The sequence below is a fragment of the Arthrobacter sp. Y3221157 genome (genome assembly GCF_059089865.1).
Genome location: NZ_JBNHFD010000016.1, coordinates 17,479 through 40,952, shown reverse-complemented (window position 1 = coordinate 40,952; position 23,474 = coordinate 17,479). Strand labels below are relative to the sequence as shown.

Here is a 23,474-nt window from a genome sequence, read left to right as displayed (position 1 = left end):
GCGCGGCACACTTGACGGGCCCACAAAAAGGAGTGTCCGTGCCGCCGACTACAATTGAGGATATAGCGAGAGGCCCTGGAATCAGGAACTTGTGGGGAAATTTCAGGACTTGAGGACCAGCACCAGCATGACCAAAACAACCGGCACGGATCCGTGGCCTGACCGCATCCGCCGGAGTGTCAAAAGCGGCGGGGAGAGTGTGCGCCGCACCTGGCCGCTGGCCGTGCTCACCGCGCTCCTGGTGGTCCTGGCCATCCCCGCCGTGCTGCTCGTGGCCCCCGGATTCCTCGGCCCGGAACCGCCCGCCCCGGCGCCTGCCGCGCCGGAATGGCAGCAGGCCCCGCCCACTCTTTCCCCGCGCGAGGGACTTGCCGCTTTGGACGCATCCGCAGCGGTTCCGTCCCGGGAAGCGCTCACCGCGCAGGTGGATCCCCTGTTGAAGGCCGACGGCGGCGGTACCTTCACGGGCATCGTCCAGGATGCGCTCACGGGCCAGGTTCTCTTCGACAGGGGCGGCTCCGAAGGCCGTGTGCCGGCGTCGAACGTGAAGCTCCTGACGGCGATGGCCGCGCTGCGCACCCTGGGCCCGGACCATCGATTCAGCACAACCGTTACTGCCGGTCCGGCCGCGGGCCAGGTGGTTCTCACGGGCGGCGGGGACGTCCTGCTGGGCCCGGGGGAATCCGACGCCGAAGGGGTGCTGGGCCATGCCGGCCTGGCCACCTTGGCGGCCCGGACGGTCGAAGGGCTGCAGGCACGTGGAACAATCGGCGAGGTCAAGGTCCTGGTGGACGATTCCCTCTTTACCGGGCCGGCCCTCAACCCTGCCTGGCAAGAGGGCGATGTTGCCGCCGGCGAGGTGGCGCCGCTCTACCCGCTGGCGCTGAATTCGGCACGCTTCGATCCTGCCGTCACCACCGGGCCGCGCCCGCAGGACTCGGCCATCACGGCCGCGGAGGTGTTCGCGGCCCGGCTGCGGGAAGCGGGTGCGGCCGCGGGACTCACTGTGGCGGCCGGCGTCGAACGTTCACCGGGGGCAGGCCAAGATGGGGCTGGTGCGGACCCTGCGGTCCTGGCGGAAGTGGAATCAGCCACGGTGGCCCAGCAGGTTGACCTGATGCTGCAGGAATCGGACAACTACCTTGCGGAGGCACTGGGCCGGCTTGCTGCCCTTGCCGCCGGCCTGCCCGGCAGCAACGACGGCGCCACGGCGGCTGTCCGCGCGCAGGTGGCAGAGGCCGGAATCCCCGCGGAGTCCATGAAGCTCGTTGATGTGTGCGGGCTCGCGATGGGCAACCAGGTCTCCGCCCGCCAGTTCGCCGAGGTGGTGCGCACCATGACGGCGGGCACTGACGGCAGGCTCCGGGAAGCGCTGGACGGGTTCCCCGTGGCGGGGCTGACCGGCACCCTGGACACGCGGTACGGGGAAGGCACCACGGCGGGCGGCGCGGGGCTGGTTCGGGCCAAGACCGGCACCCTGAACAGCGTCCTGGCGCTGAGCGGATATGTAGTTGATGTGGACGGCCGGCTGCTGGTGTTCTCCTTCATCGGCAACGGGCTCACCCCCGGAGCCGCCGGCAACAAAGTAGCGCTGGACAGGGCGGCCACGGCCCTCGCCGCCTGCGGCTGCCGCTAGGATTCGCGGCGCGCCCGTTCTGTGGCGGCAAGCCGTGGCAAGGCTGTGTAAGTTACCGGACCCCTCTGGTTCGCCGGTCAGCGAACTTAAGGACGATCCCCGGCCTGCTGTGTTCTGATGGGACCTATGGAGTCCATTGCACGCGAGTCCGCATCGACCTTGCCCTCATCGGACGGGTCAGAAGCCCTGTCCACGAACGGGCAGTCCACTAGTGCGCAGCCCAACGCTGCCCAGGCAGTCACTGCCCAATCCCTGATCAACTGGGATCTCGCGGCCTCGGCTGCGGCGCGGCTTGCTCCCGCCGGTCCGGTCCTGGACCAGGCGGAAATCGGGGAAGCCGTGGACAGCCTGCGCCGGCTTGCCGACGCCTCCGTGTCCCACGTCCACGAAATCACCGGGCTTGAAGCCGCCAGGGACCTGCGCGACTCCACGGTGCTGGTGGTGGACAGGGCATCCTGGGCGAAGGCCAACACCCAGAGCTTCGCGGTGATGCTGAAGCCCGCCATGGAGAAGATGCTTGAAAACCGCCGCGGCTCCCTGAGCCCTGCGGCAGCCAGCGTCAGCGGCGCCATCACCGGAAGCCAGCTGGGCGCCGTCCTGGCCTTCCTGTCCAGCAAGGTGCTGGGCCAGTACGATCCCTTCGCCGCCATGGCCGAAGGGTCGGCTGCGCCATCGGGCGGCAGGCTCCTGCTGGTTGCGCCCAATATCGTGTCCGTGGAGCGCGAGCTTAATGTCACGCCGGAGGATTTCCGCCTGTGGGTGTGCCTGCACGAGCAGACCCACCGCGTGCAGTTTGCCGCTGCCCCGTGGCTGCGGCACCACATGCTGCAGCAGATCGACGAACTCAGCGGGCACCTGCTCAACAACGTCGACTCGCTGATGGAGCGGGCCACCGCGGCCGCCCGGTCGCTGAAGGACCGCACGGCCACCGGTAATACGCCGGGCCGCGGCGCCATCCTGGACCTGCTGCAGGATCCGGCGGAAAAGGCCGCCATCTCGCACCTCACTGCCGTGATGAGCCTGCTGGAGGGGCACGCGAATGTGGTGATGGACGCCGTCGACGCCAGCATCGTGCCGTCCGTGAAGACCATCCGGCAAAGGTTCAACGACCGCGGCAAGGACCGCGGCGTGATCGAGAAGTTCATCCGCAACCTCCTGGGCCTCGATGCCAAGATGCGCCAGTACTCCGACGGTGCCCGGTTTGTCCGCGCCGTGGTGGATGTTGCCGGGATGGAAGGGTTCAACCGGGTCTGGGAGTCGGTGGACCACCTGCCCACCGAGCCTGAAATCCACGACGCCAAGCTGTGGCTTGAGCGGATGGGACTGTAATTGCCTGAGGCTGTGCCTGACGTTGTACCTGCGGCCGCCGCTGCTGCAAACGTCCCCAGCGGACGACGCCGGCCCGGCAGGCTCGCGCCCGTCGTCGGCACTGCGCGCAAAATGCTTGGCGACGCCCTTGCCCATGCCGGCTACCCCGGGCACCTCCTGGTGGCCTGCAGCGGCGGGCCGGACTCCCTGGCGCTCGCCGCCGTCGCAGCCTATTTCGCCCGCCGCGGGCATGTTGACGGCCACCCCGTGACGGTGGGTGCAGTGGTGGTTGACCACCAGCTGCAGGAGGGTTCGGGCCACGTGGCCGCACGCACCGCGGCGGCGCTCAAGGACCTGGGGCTGTCCCCGGTGGAGATCCGCACCGTGACGGTGGCACGCGCGGGCATGGGCCCGGAGGCTGCAGCCCGGGAAGCGCGGCACGAAGCTTTGGAAGCGGCGGCTGCGGGCCAAGGCGCGGACGCGATCCTGCTCGGGCACACGCTCGATGACCAGGCCGAACAGGTCCTGCTGGGGCTTGCCCGCGGCTCCGGAACCCGTTCCCTTGCCGGCATGCGGCCGGCCCGCCAGGGCCAGGGAAACAGCATCCTGCTCCGGCCTTTCCTGAACCTCCGACGGGCGGACACCGAAGAAATCTGCGCCGTGGAGGAACTGGAGCCGTGGCACGATCCCACCAACACCGACCCGTCCTTTGCCAGGTCCCGCACCCGGGTTGAAGTCCTCCCGCACCTTGAGGAGAAGCTGGGCCCCGGCGTCGCCGAATCCCTCGCCCGTACGGCCGCCATCCTGCAGCTCGACGCCGACTACCTCGAGGATGTGGCGGAAAGCACTTACCTTTCCCTGGCGGAACGGAACGGACAGGACGTGGCTTTGCCGGAGGAGTCGTTGCGTGCTTTGGCCCCCGCCATCCGCTTCCGCGTGATCGCCAAGGCAGCGGCCGACGCCGGCGGGCAGCAGCCCAGCTACCAGCGGCTCGTTGCGGCGGAGGCGCTGCTGCGGCGGCAGGGTTCCGCGGGTCCCGTCCAGCTTCCGAGCGGGGTGGGCGTGTACCGGTTGTCGCTCGCTGAACTCGAAAGCGCAACGGATGCTGCACCTGCACTGCCGGACGGTGCGGAGCCCGGATCCGTTCCCCGTGGAGGGCCACGCTGTGGGAAGCTAGTGTTCCGGCATCAAAAACCGCCCACAAAATAGTCGCACCCCGCATCTACACAGGAGCCATTGGTGGATTCAAACGACGTCCAGGCAGACCTCAAGCACGTTCTCTACACCAAGGAACAGATCCAGCAGCGGATCACCGAACTCGCAGCCCAGATCGACAAGGACTACGAGGGACGCGAAATCCTCATCGTGGGTGTGCTCAAGGGCGCCGTCATGGTCATGGCTGACCTGGCCCGGGCGCTGCACAGCCACATCTCCATGGACTGGATGGCTGTCTCCTCCTACGGCTCCGGCACACAGTCCTCCGGCGTGGTGCGCATCCTCAAGGACCTCGATACGGACCTGATGGGCAAGGACGTGCTGATCGTCGAGGACATTATCGATTCCGGCCTGACCCTCTCCTGGCTGAAGACCAACCTGGAATCGCGCGGCACCGCGTCCGTGGAAATCTGCACCGCATTCCGCAAGCCCACCGCCGCCAAGGTGGAAATCGACGTCAAGTACGTGGGCTTCGACATCCCCAACGAGTTCGTGGTGGGCTACGGCCTGGACTATGCCGAGAAGTACCGCAACCTGGACTTCGTGGGCACGCTGGCCCCGCACGTTTACGAGTAAGCCATGGAACTCGGCGCGTTCTCGGTAGGCCTCGCCGTGGAGGACCTTGCGGCGTCCATGGAGTTCTACGCGAAACTCGGCTTTGCCCAGTACGCCGGGGATCCGGCCCAGAACTGGGTGATCCTGAAGAACGGCCACGCGAACATCGGGCTGTTCCAGGGCATGCTCGAGAAAAACGTGCTGATCTTCAACCCGGGCTGGAACCAGGACGCCGAAGCGCTCGGCTCGTTCACGGATGTCCGTGAACTCCAGCGGCAGCTGAAGGCCCAAGGCGTCAGGTTCGACGCCGAGGCGGACGAGGCAACGGCGGGTCCCGCAAGCGCGATCCTGGCAGACCCGGATGGCAACCCGGTTTACCTGGACCAGCACGTGTAGGTGCCGCGTGTACCCGGCAGTCCCAGGGCCGGCCCCGTGGCCCCTACGCCGACAGGGAACTTTTGCTTTTCACCATGCGTGATCTACTCCGGACGGTGTATAGCTAGAAGCTGACGCAGCACCATCACGCGCGCAGACTATTCGCCGTGCAGCACTACCAGAAGGGACGGGGCCAGCCCCCGAACAGATGAAAGCTAAGAACTTTTTCAAGGGCCCGGGCATCTGGATCGTCGTCGTGGTCGGTCTGCTCCTTGTGGCTTTTGCGACGCTGGCTCCCGGCGGTGCGGCACGGATCGACACCGACAAGGGCCTTGAACTGCTGGCCGGCGACCAGGTGGAGCAGGCAAAGATCTTCGACGGCGAAAACCGCGTTGACCTGACCCTCAGGGACAACTTGAACCTGGACGGCCAGGACAAGGGCAAGAGCGTCCAGTTCTTCTTCGTGGACGCCCGCGCCGAGGACGTGGTCAAGGCTGTCACCGATGCCCGCCCGGCCCAGGGCTACACGGACCAGCCCATCGAGAGCAACTGGTTCTCCGGCTTGCTGTCCCTCCTGATCCCCGTCATCCTCCTTGGCGCACTCTTCTGGTTCCTTATGACCCGCATGCAGGGCGGCGGCTCCAAGATCATGCAGTTCGGCAAGTCCAAGGCCAAGATGGTCAGCAAGGACATGCCGCAGGTGACCTTCGCGGACGTCGCCGGCTCGGACGAGGCCGTCGAGGAACTGCAGGAAATCAAGGAATTCCTGCAGGAACCCGCCAAGTTCCAGGCCGTGGGCGCCAAGATCCCCAAGGGTGTGCTGCTGTACGGCCCTCCGGGTACCGGTAAGACCCTCCTGGCCCGCGCCGTCGCCGGCGAGGCAGGCGTTCCCTTCTTCTCCATCTCCGGTTCCGACTTCGTGGAAATGTTCGTCGGTGTTGGTGCCTCCCGCGTCCGCGACCTCTTTGAGCAGGCTAAGGCCAACTCCCCGGCCATCATCTTCGTCGACGAGATCGACGCCGTGGGCCGCCACCGCGGTGCCGGCATCGGCGGCGGCAACGATGAACGTGAACAGACCCTTAACCAGCTGCTGGTCGAGATGGACGGCTTCGACGTCAAGACCAACGTGATCCTGATCGCTGCCACCAACCGTCCCGACGTGCTGGACCCCGCACTGCTCCGCCCGGGCCGCTTCGACCGCCAGATCGGCGTTGAGGCCCCGGACCTGATCGGCCGAGACCAGATCCTGCAGGTGCATTCCAAGGGCAAGCCGATGGCCCCTGGTGTCGACCTCAAGGCAGTAGCCAAGAAGACGCCCGGCTACACGGGTGCTGACCTGGCAAACGTGCTCAATGAGGCCGCCCTGCTCACGGCCCGCTCCAACGCCAACCTGATCGATGACCGTGCGCTGGACGAGGCTATCGACCGCGTCATGGCCGGTCCGCAGAAGCGCAGCCGCGTGATGAAGGAACACGAGCGCAAGATCACCGCCTACCACGAAGGCGGCCACGCGCTGGTGGCGGCCGCGCTGCGCAACTCCGCACCGGTCACCAAGATCACCATCCTGCCCCGCGGCCGTGCCCTGGGCTACACCATGGTGGTGCCGGAGAACGACAAGTACTCCGTGACCCGCAACGAACTCCTGGACCAGATGGCCTACGCCATGGGCGGACGCGTTGCCGAGGAGATCGTCTTCCACGATCCGTCCACCGGCGCCTCGAACGACATCGAAAAAGCCACCGGCACCGCCCGCAAGATGGTCACCGAATACGGCATGAGCGAGCGCGTGGGTGCCGTCCGCCTGGGACAGGGCGGCGGCGAGCCGTTCCTGGGCCGCGACGCCGGTCACGAGCGCAATTACTCGGACCAGATCGCGTACGTGGTGGACGAGGAAGTGCGCCGCCTGATCGACCAGGCCCATGACGAGGCTTACGCCATCCTCACCGAGAACCGCGACGTCCTTGACCGCCTTGCCCTCGAGCTGTTGGAACGCGAGACGCTGAACCAGGCCGAGATCGCAGACATCTTCCGCGATGTCCGCAAGCGCGACTTCCGCGAGGTGTGGCTCTCCAAGGAGACGCGGCCGGTGCAGATGGCCGGTCCCGTGGAATCGCCACGTGAACGGGCCGAACGTGAGGCGCAGGAGGAAGCCAAGCAGGCCCGCCTGGACGAGCCGCTGGACGCCCAGCCGCCGCATCCGCAGGGCGTTCCGGAAGACGCTCCGTTTCGGGGTGGCGTCCCCGAATCGGGGCCTGACGCCCTTCGCGGCTAAGCTTTCTTCGTGACTTCCTTCGACGACGACGACGTTCCCACCTCCGCCGGCACCCTGGCGGAGGACCGTTCCTCCCATTCCAAGCACCAGAAAGTGGACCGGCCAAGGATTGAGGCGGCTGTCCGCGAAATCCTGCTGGCCATCGGCGAGGACCCCGACCGCGGCGGCCTGATTGACACCCCGAAACGGGTGGCCAAGGCCTACGCGGAAGTGTTCGCGGGGCTGCACCACGACCCCGCGGACGTCCTGTCCACCACCTTCGACCTGGACCACGAGGAACTGGTCCTGGTCAAGGACATCCCTTTCTACTCCACCTGCGAGCACCACCTGGTGCCGTTCCACGGGACGGCCCACGTGGGTTACATCCCCTCGCATGACGGAAAAGTCACCGGGTTGAGCAAGCTGGCCCGGCTCGTGGATATCTACGCCCGCCGCCCCCAGGTTCAGGAGCGGCTCACTACTGAGATCGTCGAAGCGCTGGTCCGCCACCTCAATCCGCGTGGTGCCATCGTTGTTGTCGAATGCGAACACATGTGCATGTCAATGCGCGGTATCCGCAAGCCCGGAGCGAAGACCGTCACCAGCGCGGTCCGCGGGCAGCTTCATGACCCGGCCACCCGTGCCGAGGCCATGAGCCTCATCCTCGGAAGGTAACCAAACAGACCATGGATTCACTAGCTGCAGCCCCGGGAACCGGGCCCGCAACATCACCGCTGCCCATCCTGCGCAAACCGCGCCCGGCAGCGCGCTTCGAAGACCTCCCCACCGGCCGCACCCTGGTTATGGGAATCCTGAATGTCACGCCCGATTCCTTCAGCGACGGCGGCAAGCATGCCAGCGCGGACAGTGCCATCGCAGCCGGTCTGCGCATGTTCTACGCCGGAGCGGACATCATCGACGTCGGGGGCGAATCCACCCGCCCCGGCGCTGAGGACGTCAGCCCGGAAGAAGAGCAGCGCCGTGTCATTCCCGTCATTGAATCCCTGGTCAAGGCGGGGGCGCTGGTCAGCATCGACACAACCCACGCCTCCACTGCCGCTGCCGCAGTAGCCGCCGGAGCGGCGATCATCAACGACATCTCCGGCCTCAGCATTGAACCGGAAATGGCCGAACTCGTGGCCGCTTCCAAGGTTCCGTACATCCTCACGCACCGCCGCGGCGACGCCCGCACCATGAATTCCCTTGCGGAATATGCGGATGTGGCCGGTGAAGTGGTGGCCGAACTCGACGGCGTGCGGGACAAGCTCTACGCCGCGGGCGTCAGCCAGGACCAGATCATCATCGATCCCGGCCTGGGCTTCGCGAAGAACGACGCGCAGAACTGGGAGCTCCTGCAGAACCTGGACCAGCTGGACAGCCTGGGCCACAAGGTCCTGGTGGGGGCGTCCCGCAAGCGGTTCCTGGGAACCCTGCTGACCGTGGCCGGCAAGTCCGCTTCTCCCGAGGAGCGCGACGCCGCCACCGCCGCGATCACCGCAATCTGCGCCTACCGCGGTGCCTGGGCGGTCCGCGTGCACGATGTCGGCGCCAGCTTGGACGCCGTCAAGGTCGCCGCCCGCGTGGCGGCAGCATCCACAACGACGTAAGGGCCGGGGGACCCATGGACAGGATTACGCTGACCGGTGTGACCGCCGTCGGCCATCACGGCGTTTTCGATTTTGAACGCCGCGAGGGCCAGCCCTTTATGGTGGACGCGGTGCTGTACCTGGACTTCGCGAAGGCGGCGGAATCCGACGACGTCAGCGACACCGCGCACTACGGCGAGGTTGCGCAGCGTATTACCGAATGGGTCTCAGGTGAACCGCTGAACCTGATCGAAGCCCTGGCTGTAAGGATTGCCGACAGCCTGCTGGAGGAATTCCCGCTCCAGGCGGTGGACATCACCGTGCACAAGCCGCAGGCACCCATCGAGGTGCCCTTCGGCGATGTGGCAGTCTCTGTCCACCGCGAAAAGCCCGTGCACCGGGAACAGCCGGCCCGGAGGGAACGGCCCCTGCACGGGGAGAGGCCCGTGGAGGGGGATACGGCGTGAATGCCGGCTATGCCAAGGTGGTGCTGGCCCTTGGCAGCAACCTGGGGGAGCGGAACGACACCCTGTCAGAAGCGGTGGGTGACCTCGTTGACCCGCCGGAAGTGCGGCTCCTGGACGTGTCCCCAATCGTCCAGACCAAGGCAGTGGGCGGCCCGCCCGGCCAGCCCGACTTCCTGAACATGGTCATTACGGTGGAAACCAGCCTTTCGCCGCTCGAACTGCTGGCACACTGCCATGCCGTGGAGAACAAGCACCACCGGGTACGGGAGGTGCACTGGGGGCCGCGGACGCTCGACGTCGACATCATCACTTATGGGGATCTCCGCAGCGACGACCCCGTGCTCACCCTCCCGCATCCCCGCGCTGCCAGCCGGGCCTTCGTCCTGTACCCCTGGTCCCTGATTGAACCCGCCGCAACACTGGAGGGTGAACGCATCAGTGCGTTGGCTGCCCGGGCTGACGACTTCGAGGACCTCGCACCGTTCGACGGCTTCGGGGATTTCGACGGCATGCCCACAGCCGGGGTGGTGGAGGAACGATGAAGCCCATCAGCCCGCTGCGCCTCCTGGTAATCGGCGTCATCCTGGCCGTTGCCGGATGGTCTGCCACGGTGGTCACCAGCCGGTACAGCATGGCCACCCCGGTCCTGCCTGCCACCGCACTCGCCACCATGGGAGTGATCGTGGCCATCACCCTCATCCTGGGGATTCGCGTCCTGCGGTGGCGCAACAGCCTCAAGGACAGCACCAGGAAGAAGACTGTGCTGGATCCGCTCCTGGCCGCCCGCACCCTGGTCCTTGCCCAGGCCTGCGCCTACGCCGGGACCGTACTCCTGGGCTGGCACGTGGGTATTTTCCTGGACCAGCTGCGCATCTGGAGCCTCCGCAGCGACCAGGGCATCACCTGGCTGGCCCTGGCCATGGCCGGCGGCGGGCTGGTGATGATCGTGGTGGGCCTGCTGGTGGAGCGCTTCTGCCGGATCCCGCCGGAGGACGGCGACACCAAGGGCGTGGACGGCAAGCCCGGCCGCGCGGTCCGCGGGGAAGCCACGGGGGAAGGCGAATATGCATACCGAGGCAATTGATCCGCCGGGCATCGACTGGCAGCGGGTATCGCCCAGATACGTCACAGTCCGCCTGGTGGAATGGGCCCTGGGCAACCTGGTGGCGGTGCTGCTGCTGTCCCTGCCCCTGGTGTTCGTTCTCCAGGGCTGGTGGATCTGGCCACCGCTGTGGCTGGCCATTGCCGTTCCAGCCGTGATGCTGGTAGTGGCCATCTGGCGGCTGGTGCTGATTCCGCGCCAGGTCCGGGCCATTGGCTATGCCGAACGGGATGACGACCTCCTGATCCGCACCGGGATCTTCTTCCAGCGCACCCTGGCCGTTCCGTACGGCCGGATGCAGTACGTGGATATCGGGGTGGGGCCGGTGGAACGCGGGCTTGGCCTGTGCACGCTCAAGCTGCACACCGCTTCGCCCGGAACCAACGCCAGGATCCCGGGCCTGCCGGCAGCTGAAGGTGCCCGGCTCCGTGAACAGCTGGCAGCCCGGGGCGAAGCCAGGCTGGCAGGGCTGTGACCGCTGACGGGCGGATCCCCGGCCCGGGTGAGCCGGCAAACGCGCCCCTGCCTGCCGCGTTTCCGCCGCCCGCTCCCGGCCAGCCGGCGTCCGACGGCGAGTGGCTGCGCGTGCACCCCGCCTCGCCGTTCGTCCGCGGCTGGGTGGCGCTGGCGGCGATTGGTTTCTTCTTCGGCCGCGACATTTTTGAGCGGTCCCTCCAGGGCCGGCCGGTGTTCGAGGAAGAGCTGGCGGGCCGGGCGCCCTTCCTGCTGGCCGGCGGCGGGACCTTGTTGCTGCTCACCGTGCTGGGTTTCGTCCTGACCTGGTACTTCACCAAGTACCAGATATCCGCCGGCCACGTCAGGGTCAACACCGGCTTCCTGTTCCGCCAGCAGCGGCAGGCGAGGCTGGACCGGGTGCAGGCCATTGATATCGTCCAGCCGCTGCTTGCCCGGATCTTCGGGCTGGCCGAACTCAGGTTCGAGGTGGCCGACGCCGGGGAGTCCGCGGTGCGCCTGGCCTACCTGAACATCGACGACGCCCGGCAGCTCCGCGCCACCATCCTCGCCCGGGCTGCCGGTGTGGACCCCGGCCCGGAAGGGACTGGCGAGGCCGCGCCCGAGGCGCCGGAACTCCCGGTACTTGCGGTGCCGCCGTCCCGCCTTGCCGGTTCGCTGCTGCTCAGCGAGCAGAGCTTTTTCGTGGCCTTGGGCGCTGTGGCGTCCGTGGTCCTGTCCGCCGTCACGGACAACCAGGGTTTCTACCTGTACCTGATCCCGGCGGCGCTGGGCCTCGCGGCGAGCTACTGGAACCTGTTTAACAAGGGCTACAACTTCACTGCCGCCATCTCGCCGGACGGCATCCGGCTGCGGTACGGGCTGCTGGACACGCAGGCGCAGACGCTCCCGCCCGGCCGGGTCCAGGCCCTCAAGATCACCCAGCCGCCGCTGTGGCGCCCGTTCGGCTGGTACCGGATACAGGTCAACGTTGCCGGCTACGGCCTGGTGGAGAACGCGGGGGAGGGCACTTCCCGCACCACGCTGCTGCCCGTGGGGAAGCTCGACGATGTCATGAGCATGCTCGCGCTGGTGCTGCCCGATCCCGGAACGGACCAGCCGGCTGCAGTCTTTGGAGCCGGCCTCACCGGCCTGGATTCCGACGGCGGCTTCGTCACCACGCCGCGGCGCGCCCGGCTTCTTGCCCCTTTGGGCTGGCGCCGGAACGGGTTCACGGCCACCGGCACTGCCCTGCTCATCCGGTCCGGACGGTGGTGGCGGGAACTTGTGGTGGTGCCGCACCAGCGAACCCAGTCCATGGCGCTGCACCAGGGACCGCTGGCCCGCCGGTTCCGTGTTGCCGACCTGGTCCTGCACACCACGGCCGGTCCGGTCACGCCCCGGCTTGCGCAGGCGGACAGACACGAAGCGCTCGCGCTGTTCGACGCCCAGTCAGCCCGGGCCAGGCTCGCCAGGAAGCGGCAAACCACAGAACAATGGCTTCGGCAGGTGGCCCCGGCGGGGATGGAGCCGGCACCGGCTTTAGTTGATCCGGCACCGGCGGCAGTTGAGCCTTCGCCGCTGGTTCAGCCAGCGGAGGCCCCTGGCCACGATCAACAGGAAGGCCGCCAGCATGGCTAAGCCCGGACGCCTCGGCGTTGGAATTATTGGTGCAGGGAAAGTGGGGGCGGTCCTTGGCGCCGCCTTGCGCGCTGCGGAACACGCGGTCGTCGGGGTGTCTGCGGTGTCTGACGCAAGCCGTGAGCGGGCCGAATCGCTGCTTCCCGGTGCGCCGGTCCTGCAGGTGCAGGAAATAGTGGAGCGCGCCGAACTGGTCCTGCTCGCGGTGCCGGACGATGCCCTGCCGGATCTCGTGGACGGACTGGCCACCCTGGGTGCATGGCAGCCGGGCCAACTGGTGGCGCACACGTCGGGCCGGTTCGGGGTGGGTGTCCTGCATCCCGTGCGCGCCGCGGGTGCGGTTCCGCTTGCGCTCCATCCGGCCATGACCTTCACCGGGATGAGCCTTGACCTCACCCGGCTGCTTGACTGCACCTTCGGGGTCACGGCGGACGCCGCCATGCTACCGATCGCCCAGGCGCTGGTGGTGGAAATGGGGGCGGAGCCGGTGGCCATCGCCGAGGCAGACCGCACCCTCTACCATGCAGCCTTGGCGCACGGGTCAAACCACCTTGTTACCCTGGTGGCGCAGGCCTCCCAATTGCTGGGCGAGGTGGGCGTCGACCAGCCCGAGCGCATGCTCGGCCCGCTGTTGCGCGCCACCCTGGAGAACGCGCTGGCCTCGGGCGAGTCAGCCCTGACCGGACCGGTGGCGCGGGGCGACGTCGGAACGGTCCGGGCGCACGCGGAAGCTCTGCGGGAGTACGACGGCGGCGGGCAGGGTGATGTGCTGGAGGCCTACCTTGCGATGGCCCGGGCCACGGCGCGGCGGTCCGAAGGGCGTGGATTGTTGAAGCCTGGTCAGCTGGAAGGGCTGCGACGTGCCCTGGAACAGAGGGAGGACTGACCTTGCCCATCAAACTCGTGACCACAGAGGCGGAACTGCACGCGGAAAGCGCCCGGCTCCTGGCTGCCAAGCAGGGAGTATCCCAGGCTCTGGTGCCCACCATGGGCGCGCTTCACGAGGGGCATGCCGCATTGGCGCGTGCCGCCGTCGCGCAGAACGACGTGGTGGTTGCCACTATCTTCGTCAACCCGCTGCAATTTGGCGATGAAGTGGACCTGGACCGTTACCCGCGGACGCTGGACGCTGATCTTGCACTGCTTGACGCCGAGGGTGTGGACCTGGCTTTCGCGCCTTCGGTGGAGGAGGTCTATCCCGGCGGGGAGCCGCTGGTGCGGATCACGTCCGGACGGCTGGGGGAGAAGTGGGAGGGCGCCTCCCGTCCCGGGCACTTCGACGGCGCCCTCACCGTGGTGGCCAAGCTGCTGCACTACGGCATCCCTGCCGCAGGGCTGCCCGCTTCCGGTCCGGCAGTAGCCGATGCTGCGGGGAACCGGCGGCCGGCCTACCGCGCCTACTTCGGGCAGAAGGATGCCCAGCAGCTGGCACTGGTGCGGCGCATGGTGGCTGACCTGAACTTCCCCGTGGAGATTGTGGGGGTTCCCACCGTCCGGTCCGCCGACGGACTCGCGCTGTCCAGCCGTAACCGTTTCCTGTCCGACGACGAGCGGGAGGCAGCGCTGGTGCTGTCCCGGGCGCTGCGGCTGCTGGAGGAACGGGCCGCCGCACGGGAACCGCTGGATCTGGAGTCGGCCGTGGACCTGGTGAAGTCCCAGCCGCTGGTGGAGCTGGACTACTTCGACGTGGTGGATCCTGCCACCCTTGAGCCTCTTGCCGAGAACTGCCGCGAAACACCGTTCCGTGGCGAGGGGCTGGCACTCATCGCCGCCAGGGTGGGCCCGGTACGGCTGATCGACAACGTGCCGCTGAATTCGTGACCCCAAACAGGGGCCGCTCCGCCGACTACAGTCCGGGATGCTCGCGGCTGGTTATGAGCTGTTCGAGGAGTGCACGCTCGGGGCGGCCCGGGTTTCGGGCCACGCACCGTCGGAGCCTCGCGCGGGAGAGCTCTTCGCCGGGGTCCTTGCTGCAGAGCAGTTCATCAATGATTTCCTGTGCCTGCCACCGGAGGGATTCGATGGCGAACTGCCTGACTTCGGCAGGGGTATCACTGGCCATCCAGGGGTCGGGGTCCGAAGGCACGCTCTGGAACAACCGCTCTGCTGACATCGGGGCCTCCTTGCACCAATCCGAAGTGGCCGGTGAGCTGGCCCCTGCGGTGTCCTCTGATCTGCGCGTAGGAACGACACTACCGCGGGAAAGACCGGTCTGTCTTCCCGGCGATAGACTGGAATTGCGATGAAACCCGAAGCAGAGCTCACACCGCCTGCCGCTCCTCTGGAGGCAGATGCGGCTATCACTCCTGCCGGTTCTGTGGAAAGGATCCTGGCGGTCGCGTATGAGCTCTTCTCCCGGCGGGGTGTCCGGGATGTGGGGGTCAACGAGCTCATCGACAAGTCCGGCGTGGCCAAGGCGACGTTTTACCGGCACTTCCCGTCAAAGGATTCACTGGTCCTGGCCTTCCTTGAGCAGCGTGACAAACAGTGGACGGTCAACGCCATCGTTTCGGAGGCGCGCCGCCGCGGCAGCACCCCCGAAGAGCAGTTGCTGGCCATCTTCGACGTGTTTGGGGACTGGTTCCTCCGGGAAGATTTTGAGGCCTGCTCCTTCATCAACGTCCTGCTGGAGATGGGTCCCGCCCATCCGCTGGGCCAGGCCAGCATCGACTACCTGGCCAAGATCCGGGGCCATGTGCAGGCGCTCGCGGAGGAGGCCGGGCTGGTCCGTCCGGAGGAATTCGCCCGGTCCTGGCACATCCTCATGAAAGGCTCCATCATTTCCGCCACCGAGGGCGACATGCAGGCCAACAAGCGTGCGCAGCAGATGGCGGGCTGGCTGATTGAGCACCACCGGCCCGGTTTCTGATTCGCTGTCCGTCGTTCCGCAGGTTTGCGTGGCTTCAGCCGTAGCTGGGTTCTTCGGGCGCGGTCAGGTGTGAAGCAAGGTTGGGACGCCCGAAGCCCGATCGGTTAGGGTCCAGCCGCTGAGGGTTAGGTCCTTTTCTGGGTCCGGTGGGAGGACGACGGGCATGGCGTAGAAGTCGTCCCACACGCGGTCGTAGGGTGCGATGTCGTCGGCGTCGATGAGGTTGTCGTCGTCTTCTGGCTCTTCACCTGGGGGATCCAGCAGGTGCGGCACGGTGTTCAGTTCCTGAACCAGGACGTTGTCTGGCCAGATGGTTGGTTCCCGGTCGGGTTGTTCACTGGGGTAGTGGCGGCCGGTGGGTGAGGTCCAGCCGGGTGGTTCGGCTTCCGTTGCTGGGGTGGGTGTCCAGCCGCTGTTGTGCTTGAGGTGATGGTGTTTTGGGCAGAGTTGTGCCAGGTTGCTGATGCCGGTTGTTCCGCCGTGTTGCCAGGCGGTGAGGTGGTCGGCTTCGTTGTCCAGGGAGTTGTTGTTGCAGCCGGGGAAGGTGCATTTGCCGTCCCGGAGCCGGAGGGCGTGTCTCATTGCTTTGGTGATGCGGTAGCTGGTGCGTCCGATTTCCAGTGGTGCACCGTCCCGTGGGTCGATGAGGACGCGGGTGAAGGAATCCGCTCCGTCGGCGAGGAGTTTGCGGGCTAGGGACGCGGGTATGGGGCCGTAGCCGTCGAGGATGGCCGGTTCGTCCGTTTGGCCGATCAGGGCGAACACGGGGACGGTGACCAGGACGTCGGCGCGGGGTGTGGGGACTTTCCCGGCTTCGAGGCTGGTTGCGCCAGGGACCGCGGTGTTGGTGCTGGTTCCCGCTTGGCCGGTGCTGTTGTCCTGGGCACCCGGGTTATTGGTTGCGTCGATGTGATCGTTGGTTCCGAAGCGAGTGTCGTCGGGGATGCCGAGGTCCGCAGTGGGTTCGTCGGACCCGACAAGCCTGGCAAGCCCGAGGAATTCATCAGGGAACTGTTCCCGGCTGGCTTCCATGTCCCCGCTGCGTGCGAGGGTGCTGCCGCGCCCGTTGCCGGCGGCGTCTGTGGTGGTAGTTATGGCTTGGACGGGGGCCAGGAGGCGGCGGGTGAACTCGTCAGCTCTGATCTGGGTGAGGGTTCGGGTTTCGTTGGGGCCTTGCAGGCCGCGGGCGATGGCCGTGGTTTTGCTCCAGGCCGCTAACGCGGTGTCGGCGGGGAGGTAGGCGGAGATCCAAGCCATGCCGTCCCGGTCAGGGGTAAATTCGACCCGCCGGTTGGCCGCGGATTTGGCGTGGCGTTTTTCGATGGAGTTGGGGTGGTGGCGTTCGCGCCAGGCCCGAACCTTCGACCTCAACCGTGAAGGAACCAGCTGCCCAGCCGGACAGCCCCGGGCAGGATTCGGCGCATCAGGGTCCAAAAAGTGGTCCGCTAACGCCACAGCGCTGGCGTGGTCCAGGTTCTCGGTTTCGTCGGCGATGATCCTGGCGCCCTGCCAGGACAACGCCCCGGAAGACAGATTGCCGTAGACCGAGGGGAGGGAGCAAACCCGCCGGGCTTGGGTGAGGAACGCCCCTGCGGCCCCGGCGCTGATGGTCAGGATCCCGGCAATTTCTTCCACTGCCGATATTTCCGTGTAGCTGCGGTCGTGGGTGGAGGCGTCGGGTGGGGTCATGGCCTGCCGCAAGTCGAGGCACTGGGCGGCATCGCCGGCCTTGAGCGCGGCAACCTGCGCCTCGAGCCGCTTTTCCAGGCTGAGTCGCTCCAGCCGGATCCGGTAGAGCCGGTCCAAAAGATCAACCCCGGCGCCGGCGTCAGCCCCCACCGAAACACCGGTGGCCAAGGCTTCCTCTTCAAGGAACAGCGCGTTGATGGCAGCCGTGGTGGCAAAAACACCCTCCATTACCGCTGCCGTGCCTGCGCCGTTTCCCATACCTGAATCATCGCGGGAGGGTACGACAGTAACTGTGCACGCCCGCCCCAAGAGGGAGGCCAAGCCCAGCCAGCCCAACGCCGTCGTAATTCCCCAATCCCAGCCGAAGGGCGATAGTCAGCTTGCTTATTACTTTCGCGCTTCCTAGGCTGGTAGCTGTCAGGCAAACAACTCTCGTGGCGGAACTTGGCGCGCCAAAAGCGGGCCTGGGCCGCCTCAGATGAGGAGGAACAATGTCAGAACACAACATCGCAGGCAAGAAGGTTGCATTCCTGCTGACCGACGGCGTGGAGCAGGTTGAACTGACCAGCCCCTGGCAGGCCGTGAAGGACGCCGGCGGACAGCCCACGCTCGTGGCCCTCAAGACCGGCAAGCTGCAGGGCTTCAAGGGCACGGAAAAGGGCGACACCTTTGACGTGGACCTCACTGTTGCCGAGGCTAACGCCTCCGACTTCGACGCCCTGGTCCTGCCGGGCGGCGTGGTCAACGCGGACCACCTCCGCGTGGACAAGGATGCGCAGAGCTTCACCCGGAGCTTCTTTGAGCAGCACAAGCCCGTTGCCTCCATCTGCCACGGGCCATGGATGCTCATCGACGCCGGCGTGGTCCGCGGCCGGAACGTCACGTCCTACCACACGCTGGAAACAGACCTGAAGAACGCCGGGGCAAACTGGACGGACCAGGAAGTGGTGGTTGACCAGGGCCTGGTGACGAGCCGCAACCCCGGCGACCTTCCGGCATTCAACAGCAAGCTGGTGGAGGAAATCTCCGAAGGCCAGCACGCAGGCCAGACGGCCTGACACCTTCTGTTCCCTCAGGGTTTGAAAAAGATCCGGCGCGGAGGAATTACTCCAACCGGTAGAGTGTTGGCATCTGCAGCGGCCATGTTCGCGCACCACACTCATTACTCTCCCTGAGGGAACACTCATGTCTACCGAAGTCTCGCCGAACGCCAGCGGCCCGTCCGTCCAATCCGAAGGAATACAGCCCGCCGCGCCGGAGAAGATGTCCCGGGAGTCGGTGACCATCATCAGCACGCTGTTGGTGGCGACGTTTGTGGTGATCCTCAACGAGACCATCATGAACGTCGCCCTGCAGCGGCTCATGGTGGACCTCCAGGTGGACGCGCCCACGGTTCAGTGGCTCTCCACCGGGTTCATGCTGACCATGGCCGTGGTGATTCCCACCACCGGATTCATTCTCCAGAGCCTGTCCACCCGTGCCGTGTTCATGCTGGCCATGGGGCTCTTCGCCGGAGGTACCGCTTTGGCTGCGGTCGCGCCGGGATTCGAGGTCCTGCTGCTGGCACGCATCATCCAGGCGGGTGGCACCGCAATTATGCTGCCGCTGTTGATGACCACCATCCTCACGCTGGTCCCGATCGCCAAGCGCGGGGCCGTGATGGGCAACGTGAGCATCGCCATCTCCGTGGCCCCTGCCATGGGCCCCACAGTTTCGGGACTGATCCTGGAGCACTTCACCTGGCGCTTTATGTTCGTGTTCGTCCTGCCGGTGGCCCTCGCGGCGCTGGCCATCGGGGCGAAATACCTCACGAACGTGGGCGAAGCCGAGAAGACGAAGCTGGACTTCCTGTCCGTGCTCCTCACCGTCCCGGCGTTCGGCGGCCTGGTCTACGGCCTGAGCCAGATCGGCGGCGGCCACGGCGGCCAGGCCGGCCCGGGCGCGGTTGCCATCGCGGCACTGGTGATTGGCGTCGCCAGCCTGGCGGTCTTCGTCCTGCGGCAGGTTCGACTGCAAAAGGCCGAGGCCCCGCTGCTGGACCTCCGTGCGTTCAACTTCCGGATGTTCACCGTCTCGGTGCTGCTGATGGTGGTGGCCATGATGGCGTTGTTCGGCGGCGTCATCCTGCTGCCGCTCTACCTCCAGGAAATCCGCGGCCTGGGATCCCTCGAAACGGGCCTCGCGCTGCTCCCGGGCGGCCTCGCGATGGGCCTGCTGGGCCCGGTCATCGGCCGGCTCTTCGACAAGGTGGGCCCGCTGCCGCTCACCGTCACCGGTTCCATCCTGATGGTTCTCACCTTGTGGCAGTTTTCAATGCTCGACGCCGGCACGGCAGTCTGGTGGACTGTCACCCTGCATGTGGGGCTGAGTTTCGGGCTGGCGCTGCTGTTCACTCCCGCGTTCACCACCGGCCTGAACCCGCTCCCGCCGCACCTGTACTCGCACGGTTCTGCGATCATGAGCACCACGCAGCAGGTGGCCGGTGCGGCCGGGACGGCGCTGCTGGTATCCATCTTCGCGGTGGTGTCGGCGACGTCGGGCCTCGTCGCCGGGATGAGCGCCGCCTTCCTGACGGCAACCGTCATAGCCTTTGCCGCCGTCGTGCTTTCGGCGATGATGCGCAAGACGGAAGGCGTAACTGCAGGACACGGCGCGGGGCACTGACTGACCAGCAAATGAAATAGCCCTTGCACCCCTCGTGGGCGCAAGGGCTATTTTGCTTTGTTACCCGGCGTAGAACTCCGCCAGCTCCTTGATGAGGACGTCCGGTGCCTTAATGGCGCCGTCGTGTCCATACCCGGGAAGGATGGTGTAGCTGGAACCGGAGAGGACGTCGTGGATCTGGCCGCACGCCACTCCGAAGTAGGCCGGGCTCTTCTCGCCCACTACGATCAGGGTTTCCAGCGGCAACGCCAGGAAGGGTTCGGCCGGCATGTCCGCGGCGATGATCGCCTTGATTTCGCGGACGCCGGTGCGCATCAGTTCGCGTTGCTGCTTGCCCTCGGATGTGCCGGCGGTCAGTTTGTTGGCCAGGGTCAGCATGGACAGCGGCATCCGGGACGAGAATGGCCCGCCTTCTTCGAGCCCGCGCTGGATCACGGCGAGGGCGCGGTCATCATCGCCGGCGGCAGCCGCGGCCTCATACTCGGCGATCCACTCCGCTTTGACGGAGTGGTTGACGGAGACGGCGGGGTCGTACACGGCGAGCCGCTCCACCGGCAGGGTCCGCGCCGCGTGCAGGGCTACGGCGCCGCCGAAACTGTGGCCGAAGACATCCGTGCTGGACGTGTGTTTCATGACGGTATCCAGGTCGCGGATGTCCACATCCAGCATGTAATCCTCCGGCTGGGGCGACGACGATCCCCGGCCCCGGCGGTTGAATGTGTGCACCGGGCGGCTCAAGGCTGCGCTGAGCTTCTGGGCGAACTTGGTGTAATCGGCCGCGGTGACCATGGAGGGCGGGATGACCACTACGCCCGAACCGGCGGAAGCAAGTTCCGCGCCGGTGGAGAAGAGCTCCAGAGTGCCGCCGTCGGGGGTCCTGATGTTCTCACGCGTCATGGTCCGAGCCTAGCCGAGCAAGCTGGGCGTCAGCATCACGCCGCCCGGGTGCGGCTCGGGAGAAACGCGCGGTGCCTTGTGAGTTTTTGTCCAGATACGGTGAGTTCCAAGCCGTCGAAGTCGCCATATCTGGACAAAAACTACTGTGAGTCTTGCAGTGGCTGGTCTGGGACTAGCTGGCAGTGTTGATGCCGGTCGTTCTGTCTGGCGCGTGACTCGAAAAACAAATTGCCCTTGAGGGTGCCTTTCCCCCGACTTGTCCGCGCTGGGTGGAGCGGCCGGCGTTGACCTGTCCCACGTCGGTGGCTTGATTAGAAGCTTGCCCAGCCCCTGCGGTTGTGGCTCATCACAGTATTGCCTCGAAGTGACTCCTCCCAGGTTCAGTGCCGGTCGTGATGCGACCAGTCTTGCCCGTTCGAAAGGAAGGAGGGTGGCCGTCTTGACTATCGTTGCGCAGACCCGCCCGTTCGTAATCGGCGTGGACTGCCACGCCCGCACACACACTTACGCCGTCATCGAGGCCAGCACCAAGCGGCGGGTCGCGTGCGAGCAGTTCCCGACCACCCCGGCAGGGATTTCCCGCGCACTTGCCTGGGTAGGCCGACGGACAGACGGCGATATGGGGTGTCTATGGGCCGTTGAAGGTATCGGCTCTTATGGGGCACGTCTGGCCAGGGCAGTAACCGACGCCGGCTATGACGTCACCGAAGCTCCACGGATGGGCGCCCGAGGCCGCCGGGGGATCGGCAAATCCGATCCGCTGGACGCCGCCGCCATCGGAACCGCTGTCCTCGGCTTAGAGGAGTCCCAGCTCCGAGCTCCGCGCCGGGATGAGGGTACCCGTGCCGGACTCAGGATCTTGAGCGCAGCCCGGGATCAGTTGACCCGGGACCGAACAATGAATGTCAATGCACTCATCGCCTTACTCCGGGCACACGATCTGGGAATCGACGCTCGAAAGCCTCTGGTTCCGGCCCAGATCGCCACGATTACCAGATGGCGGGAACGACAGGAGCAGATTGAACTGTCCACCGCGCGCGAGGAAGCAGTTCGGTTGGCGCGCCGCGTTCTCGAAGTGACCGCGCAGCTGACTGCGAACCAGAAGCGCATGACAGAGCTGATCCAGCAAAGCCCCGCTGCGCCGCTGTTGGAGATGGCGGGCGCCGGGGCTGTCTCGGTCGCTGCTGTCCTGACAGCTTGGTCGCATCTAGGAAGGGTTCGCAGCGAAGCTGCCTTCGCCTCACTGGCAGGGGTGAATCCCTTGCCAGCCTCAAGCGGTAACACTGTCCGGCACAGGCTCAACCGGGGTGGTGATAGGCGCCTCAACCGAGCCCTGCACACCATCACCATGACCAGGATGGTCCAATGACCCCGGGACACGGGACTACGTCGCCAAACGCACCGACGAAGGCCGCAGCTACCGCGAAATCCGCAGATCCCTCAAGCGCTACATCGCCCGAATCCTCTACCGCCAACTCAACTCCCTTTACGCCAAAGCGGAACGGCCCGATCCCACATTGCCGGGACAGACCCTTACCCGGAATAGGAGCGCACGAATGTACGGTTGAGCATGCCGGGCTTCGGGTTAGTGGCTGTGCGACGTGTGGGTGTCGGGTGCAGGCGCTGCGGGGGCGCCCGTCGGCTTGTCGAGGGTGCGGTCTTCGCTGGTCGGAGCCTCCGCGGGTGCCTGCGACGGTGCCGGCGTGGAGTCGTGGCTGTGGCTCCCGGAGTCGAGGGTGCTTGCGAGGGCGGACATGCCGAACCACGTCAGCACGGCGACCAACACGACACCTGCGGCAAACGGGCTGACCAGATGGCGCAGGCCGCCCTTGGCGTCCTTGGCGATGAACGCGACGTACGACATCAGCAGGCCGATCGGAGTCATCCAGGCGCTGCGCTCGGGGAACTGTTCGAAGTGCTGGATGCCGCCGCCGACCAGGCCGACGCCGAAGGAGAGCAGGAGCGAGAACGCGACGAGCGAGATGGCCCGGCCCAGCAGCGGGCGCTCATCGACGAGCACGAACTCGTTGACGATGGTGCCGAGGAGGAATACGAACGCACCGACGACGCAGATGATCGTGTACAGGCCCGGGTTGACCGGATAGTGCACGACGGCGCCGGCGATAAGGGCCGCACCCATGAAGTAGAGCATCGCGCCGATGTAGCGCGAGTAGAGCGAGGGAGTCCGTTTCGCGAGCTCTGCCTCATAGGAGGCAACGTCTTCGCGGCTGAGGTCGTTCTGAACGGTCATTTCTGGTGAGTCTTTCGTTTTCGGGCAGCAGGCAGCCGTAGCGCCGATACCGGAGGTTGGTGCGGCGGGAGGCACCCGGCCGCCTCAGGCGCAAAAGTGCACCAGGCACGGCTTCACCCCAAGACCTGCCAGAAGCAGGCCAATAATGGATTTCCCGTCTCTGCCGGACGAAAAGCGAACGGACCCCGGGCAGCGGCAGAGGAAATCTATTCGGGAGTGCCGCCTCAAAGAGAAACCGGCACGACTTAGACCGTACTTCAGACCAGCAATGTTTGTCACATTCCGGTAACGGCGTGTCCGCCGTAGCACGGGATGCGCAGTTGCTCTTTATACCCGGCCGGGGTTCAGGATGCGTTTTCTTGGGTGTTGTCAGTGACATGGAAGTCCGGGCTAAGGCAGGGAAACATAGGTCGATGGCGGATCCCCGGCCCCGCGGTTTTCGGGACAGGACCCAGAACGCACGCCCGATCCCCAGCCGGAGGCCTTCCCGCTCAGCTCGCCACCCTCTGGTTCCG

Annotated in this window: 22 protein-coding genes and 1 pseudogene; 19 read left to right on the top strand and 4 right to left on the bottom strand. The window is 66.3% G+C overall.

The genetic code is table 11. From position 1 onward, the window contains the following. Positions 1 to 127: 127 nt before the first annotated feature. From dacB to AC5RTT_RS06965, 15 genes are all read left to right on the top strand, one after another. Positions 128 to 1,636 (top strand): D-alanyl-D-alanine carboxypeptidase/D-alanyl-D-alanine endopeptidase, encoded by a 1,509-nt coding sequence (gene dacB / locus AC5RTT_RS07035; protein WP_494144585.1) that lies wholly within the window; start codon positions 128 to 130, stop codon positions 1,634 to 1,636. Between the two features lie 126 nt (positions 1,637 to 1,762). After that, positions 1,763 to 2,965, top strand: a complete 1,203-nt coding sequence (locus AC5RTT_RS07030) for a zinc-dependent metalloprotease (RefSeq protein WP_494144584.1) — start codon at positions 1,763 to 1,765, stop codon at positions 2,963 to 2,965. A 111-nt stretch (positions 2,966 to 3,076) separates the two neighbouring features. Further along, positions 3,077 to 4,153, top strand: a complete 1,077-nt coding sequence (tilS, locus tag AC5RTT_RS07025; protein WP_494144604.1) for a tRNA lysidine(34) synthetase TilS — start codon at positions 3,077 to 3,079, stop codon at positions 4,151 to 4,153. Positions 4,154 to 4,183: 30 nt separating this feature from the next. Continuing rightward, positions 4,184 to 4,735: a hypoxanthine phosphoribosyltransferase gene (gene hpt / locus AC5RTT_RS07020; protein ID WP_009358389.1), complete on the top strand. Its 552-nt coding sequence runs from the start codon at positions 4,184 to 4,186 to the stop codon at positions 4,733 to 4,735. 3 nt (positions 4,736 to 4,738) lie between these two features. Further along, entirely contained in the window at positions 4,739 to 5,110 is a 372-nt protein-coding gene (locus AC5RTT_RS07015; RefSeq protein WP_494144583.1) for a VOC family protein, read from the top strand. Positions 5,111 to 5,297: 187 nt separating this feature from the next. Then, positions 5,298 to 7,361 carry an ATP-dependent zinc metalloprotease FtsH gene (ftsH, locus tag AC5RTT_RS07010; protein WP_494011887.1) on the top strand — a complete coding sequence of 688 codons (2,064 nt, stop codon included), beginning with the start codon at positions 5,298 to 5,300 and terminating at the stop codon, positions 7,359 to 7,361. A gap of 9 nt (positions 7,362 to 7,370) precedes the next feature. Further along, a complete protein-coding gene (gene folE, locus AC5RTT_RS07005) occupies positions 7,371 to 8,015 on the top strand; it encodes a GTP cyclohydrolase I FolE (protein WP_494052548.1) in 645 nt (214 codons plus the stop codon). An 11-nt stretch (positions 8,016 to 8,026) separates the two neighbouring features. Further along, positions 8,027 to 8,947, top strand: a complete 921-nt coding sequence (gene folP / locus AC5RTT_RS07000) for a dihydropteroate synthase (RefSeq protein WP_494144582.1) — start codon at positions 8,027 to 8,029, stop codon at positions 8,945 to 8,947. A gap of 14 nt (positions 8,948 to 8,961) precedes the next feature. Further along, complete coding sequence (gene folB / locus AC5RTT_RS06995) at positions 8,962 to 9,393, top strand: dihydroneopterin aldolase (protein ID WP_494144581.1); 432 nt, start codon at positions 8,962 to 8,964, stop codon at positions 9,391 to 9,393. After that, positions 9,390 to 9,935: a 2-amino-4-hydroxy-6-hydroxymethyldihydropteridine diphosphokinase gene (gene folK, locus AC5RTT_RS06990; protein ID WP_494144580.1), complete on the top strand. Its 546-nt coding sequence runs from the start codon at positions 9,390 to 9,392 to the stop codon at positions 9,933 to 9,935. The genes folB and folK overlap by 4 nt, the downstream gene beginning before the upstream one ends. Continuing rightward, positions 9,932 to 10,477: a DUF3180 domain-containing protein gene (locus AC5RTT_RS06985; RefSeq protein ID WP_494144579.1), complete on the top strand. Its 546-nt coding sequence runs from the start codon at positions 9,932 to 9,934 to the stop codon at positions 10,475 to 10,477. The genes folK and AC5RTT_RS06985 overlap by 4 nt, the downstream gene beginning before the upstream one ends. Beyond that, positions 10,458 to 10,970 (top strand): PH domain-containing protein, encoded by a 513-nt coding sequence (locus tag AC5RTT_RS06980; protein ID WP_494144578.1) that lies wholly within the window; start codon positions 10,458 to 10,460, stop codon positions 10,968 to 10,970. Before AC5RTT_RS06985 ends, AC5RTT_RS06980 begins: the two co-directional genes overlap by 20 nt. Beyond that, entirely contained in the window at positions 10,967 to 12,589 is a 1,623-nt protein-coding gene (locus AC5RTT_RS06975) for a PH domain-containing protein (protein ID WP_494144577.1), read from the top strand. Before AC5RTT_RS06980 ends, AC5RTT_RS06975 begins: the two co-directional genes overlap by 4 nt. Continuing rightward, complete coding sequence (locus AC5RTT_RS06970; RefSeq protein WP_494144576.1) at positions 12,582 to 13,475, top strand: Rossmann-like and DUF2520 domain-containing protein; 894 nt, start codon at positions 12,582 to 12,584, stop codon at positions 13,473 to 13,475. Before AC5RTT_RS06975 ends, AC5RTT_RS06970 begins: the two co-directional genes overlap by 8 nt. A gap of 2 nt (positions 13,476 to 13,477) precedes the next feature. Further along, positions 13,478 to 14,410, top strand: coding sequence for a 4-phosphopantoate--beta-alanine ligase (locus AC5RTT_RS06965; protein ID WP_494144575.1), 933 nt, complete (start codon positions 13,478 to 13,480; stop codon positions 14,408 to 14,410). Between the two features lie 25 nt (positions 14,411 to 14,435). Here the strand turns inward: AC5RTT_RS06965 and AC5RTT_RS06960 are convergent, their stop codons facing one another. After that, positions 14,436 to 14,702 carry a hypothetical protein gene (locus AC5RTT_RS06960; RefSeq protein WP_494144574.1) on the bottom strand — a complete coding sequence of 89 codons (267 nt, stop codon included), beginning with the start codon at positions 14,700 to 14,702 and terminating at the stop codon, positions 14,436 to 14,438. 129 nt (positions 14,703 to 14,831) lie between these two features. On the opposite strand from AC5RTT_RS06960, the gene AC5RTT_RS06955 reads away from it, so the two are divergent. Further along, the gene (locus AC5RTT_RS06955) at positions 14,832 to 15,458 is read left to right on the top strand and encodes a TetR/AcrR family transcriptional regulator (RefSeq protein ID WP_494144573.1); all 627 of its coding nucleotides are present in this window, start codon (positions 14,832 to 14,834) and stop codon (positions 15,456 to 15,458) included. 63 nt (positions 15,459 to 15,521) lie between these two features. Here AC5RTT_RS06955 and AC5RTT_RS06950 read toward each other — a convergent pair whose 3' ends face one another. Further along, positions 15,522 to 17,405, bottom strand: coding sequence for an HNH endonuclease signature motif containing protein (locus AC5RTT_RS06950; protein ID WP_494144572.1), 1,884 nt, complete (start codon positions 17,403 to 17,405; stop codon positions 15,522 to 15,524). 233 nt (positions 17,406 to 17,638) lie between these two features. On the opposite strand from AC5RTT_RS06950, the gene AC5RTT_RS06945 reads away from it, so the two are divergent. Both AC5RTT_RS06945 and AC5RTT_RS06940 read left to right on the top strand, forming a co-directional pair. Next, a complete protein-coding gene (locus AC5RTT_RS06945) occupies positions 17,639 to 18,205 on the top strand; it encodes a type 1 glutamine amidotransferase domain-containing protein (RefSeq protein ID WP_494144571.1) in 567 nt (188 codons plus the stop codon). 127 nt (positions 18,206 to 18,332) lie between these two features. Continuing rightward, on the top strand, positions 18,333 to 19,811 hold the full coding sequence (locus AC5RTT_RS06940) for a DHA2 family efflux MFS transporter permease subunit (protein WP_494144570.1): 1,479 nt from the start codon (positions 18,333 to 18,335) through the stop codon (positions 19,809 to 19,811). 60 nt (positions 19,812 to 19,871) lie between these two features. On the opposite strand, the gene AC5RTT_RS06935 is transcribed toward AC5RTT_RS06940, so the two are convergent. Further along, positions 19,872 to 20,708 (bottom strand): alpha/beta fold hydrolase, encoded by an 837-nt coding sequence (locus AC5RTT_RS06935; RefSeq protein WP_494144569.1) that lies wholly within the window; start codon positions 20,706 to 20,708, stop codon positions 19,872 to 19,874. Positions 20,709 to 21,147: 439 nt separating this feature from the next. Between AC5RTT_RS06935 and AC5RTT_RS06930 the strand changes: the two are divergent. Further along, a pseudogene (locus AC5RTT_RS06930) lies at positions 21,148 to 22,276 on the top strand (IS110 family RNA-guided transposase). 17 nt (positions 22,277 to 22,293) lie between these two features. Here the strand turns inward: AC5RTT_RS06930 and AC5RTT_RS06925 are convergent. Next, positions 22,294 to 22,959, bottom strand: coding sequence for a hypothetical protein (locus tag AC5RTT_RS06925; RefSeq protein ID WP_494144568.1), 666 nt, complete (start codon positions 22,957 to 22,959; stop codon positions 22,294 to 22,296). Between the last annotated feature and the right edge of the window lie 515 nt (positions 22,960 to 23,474).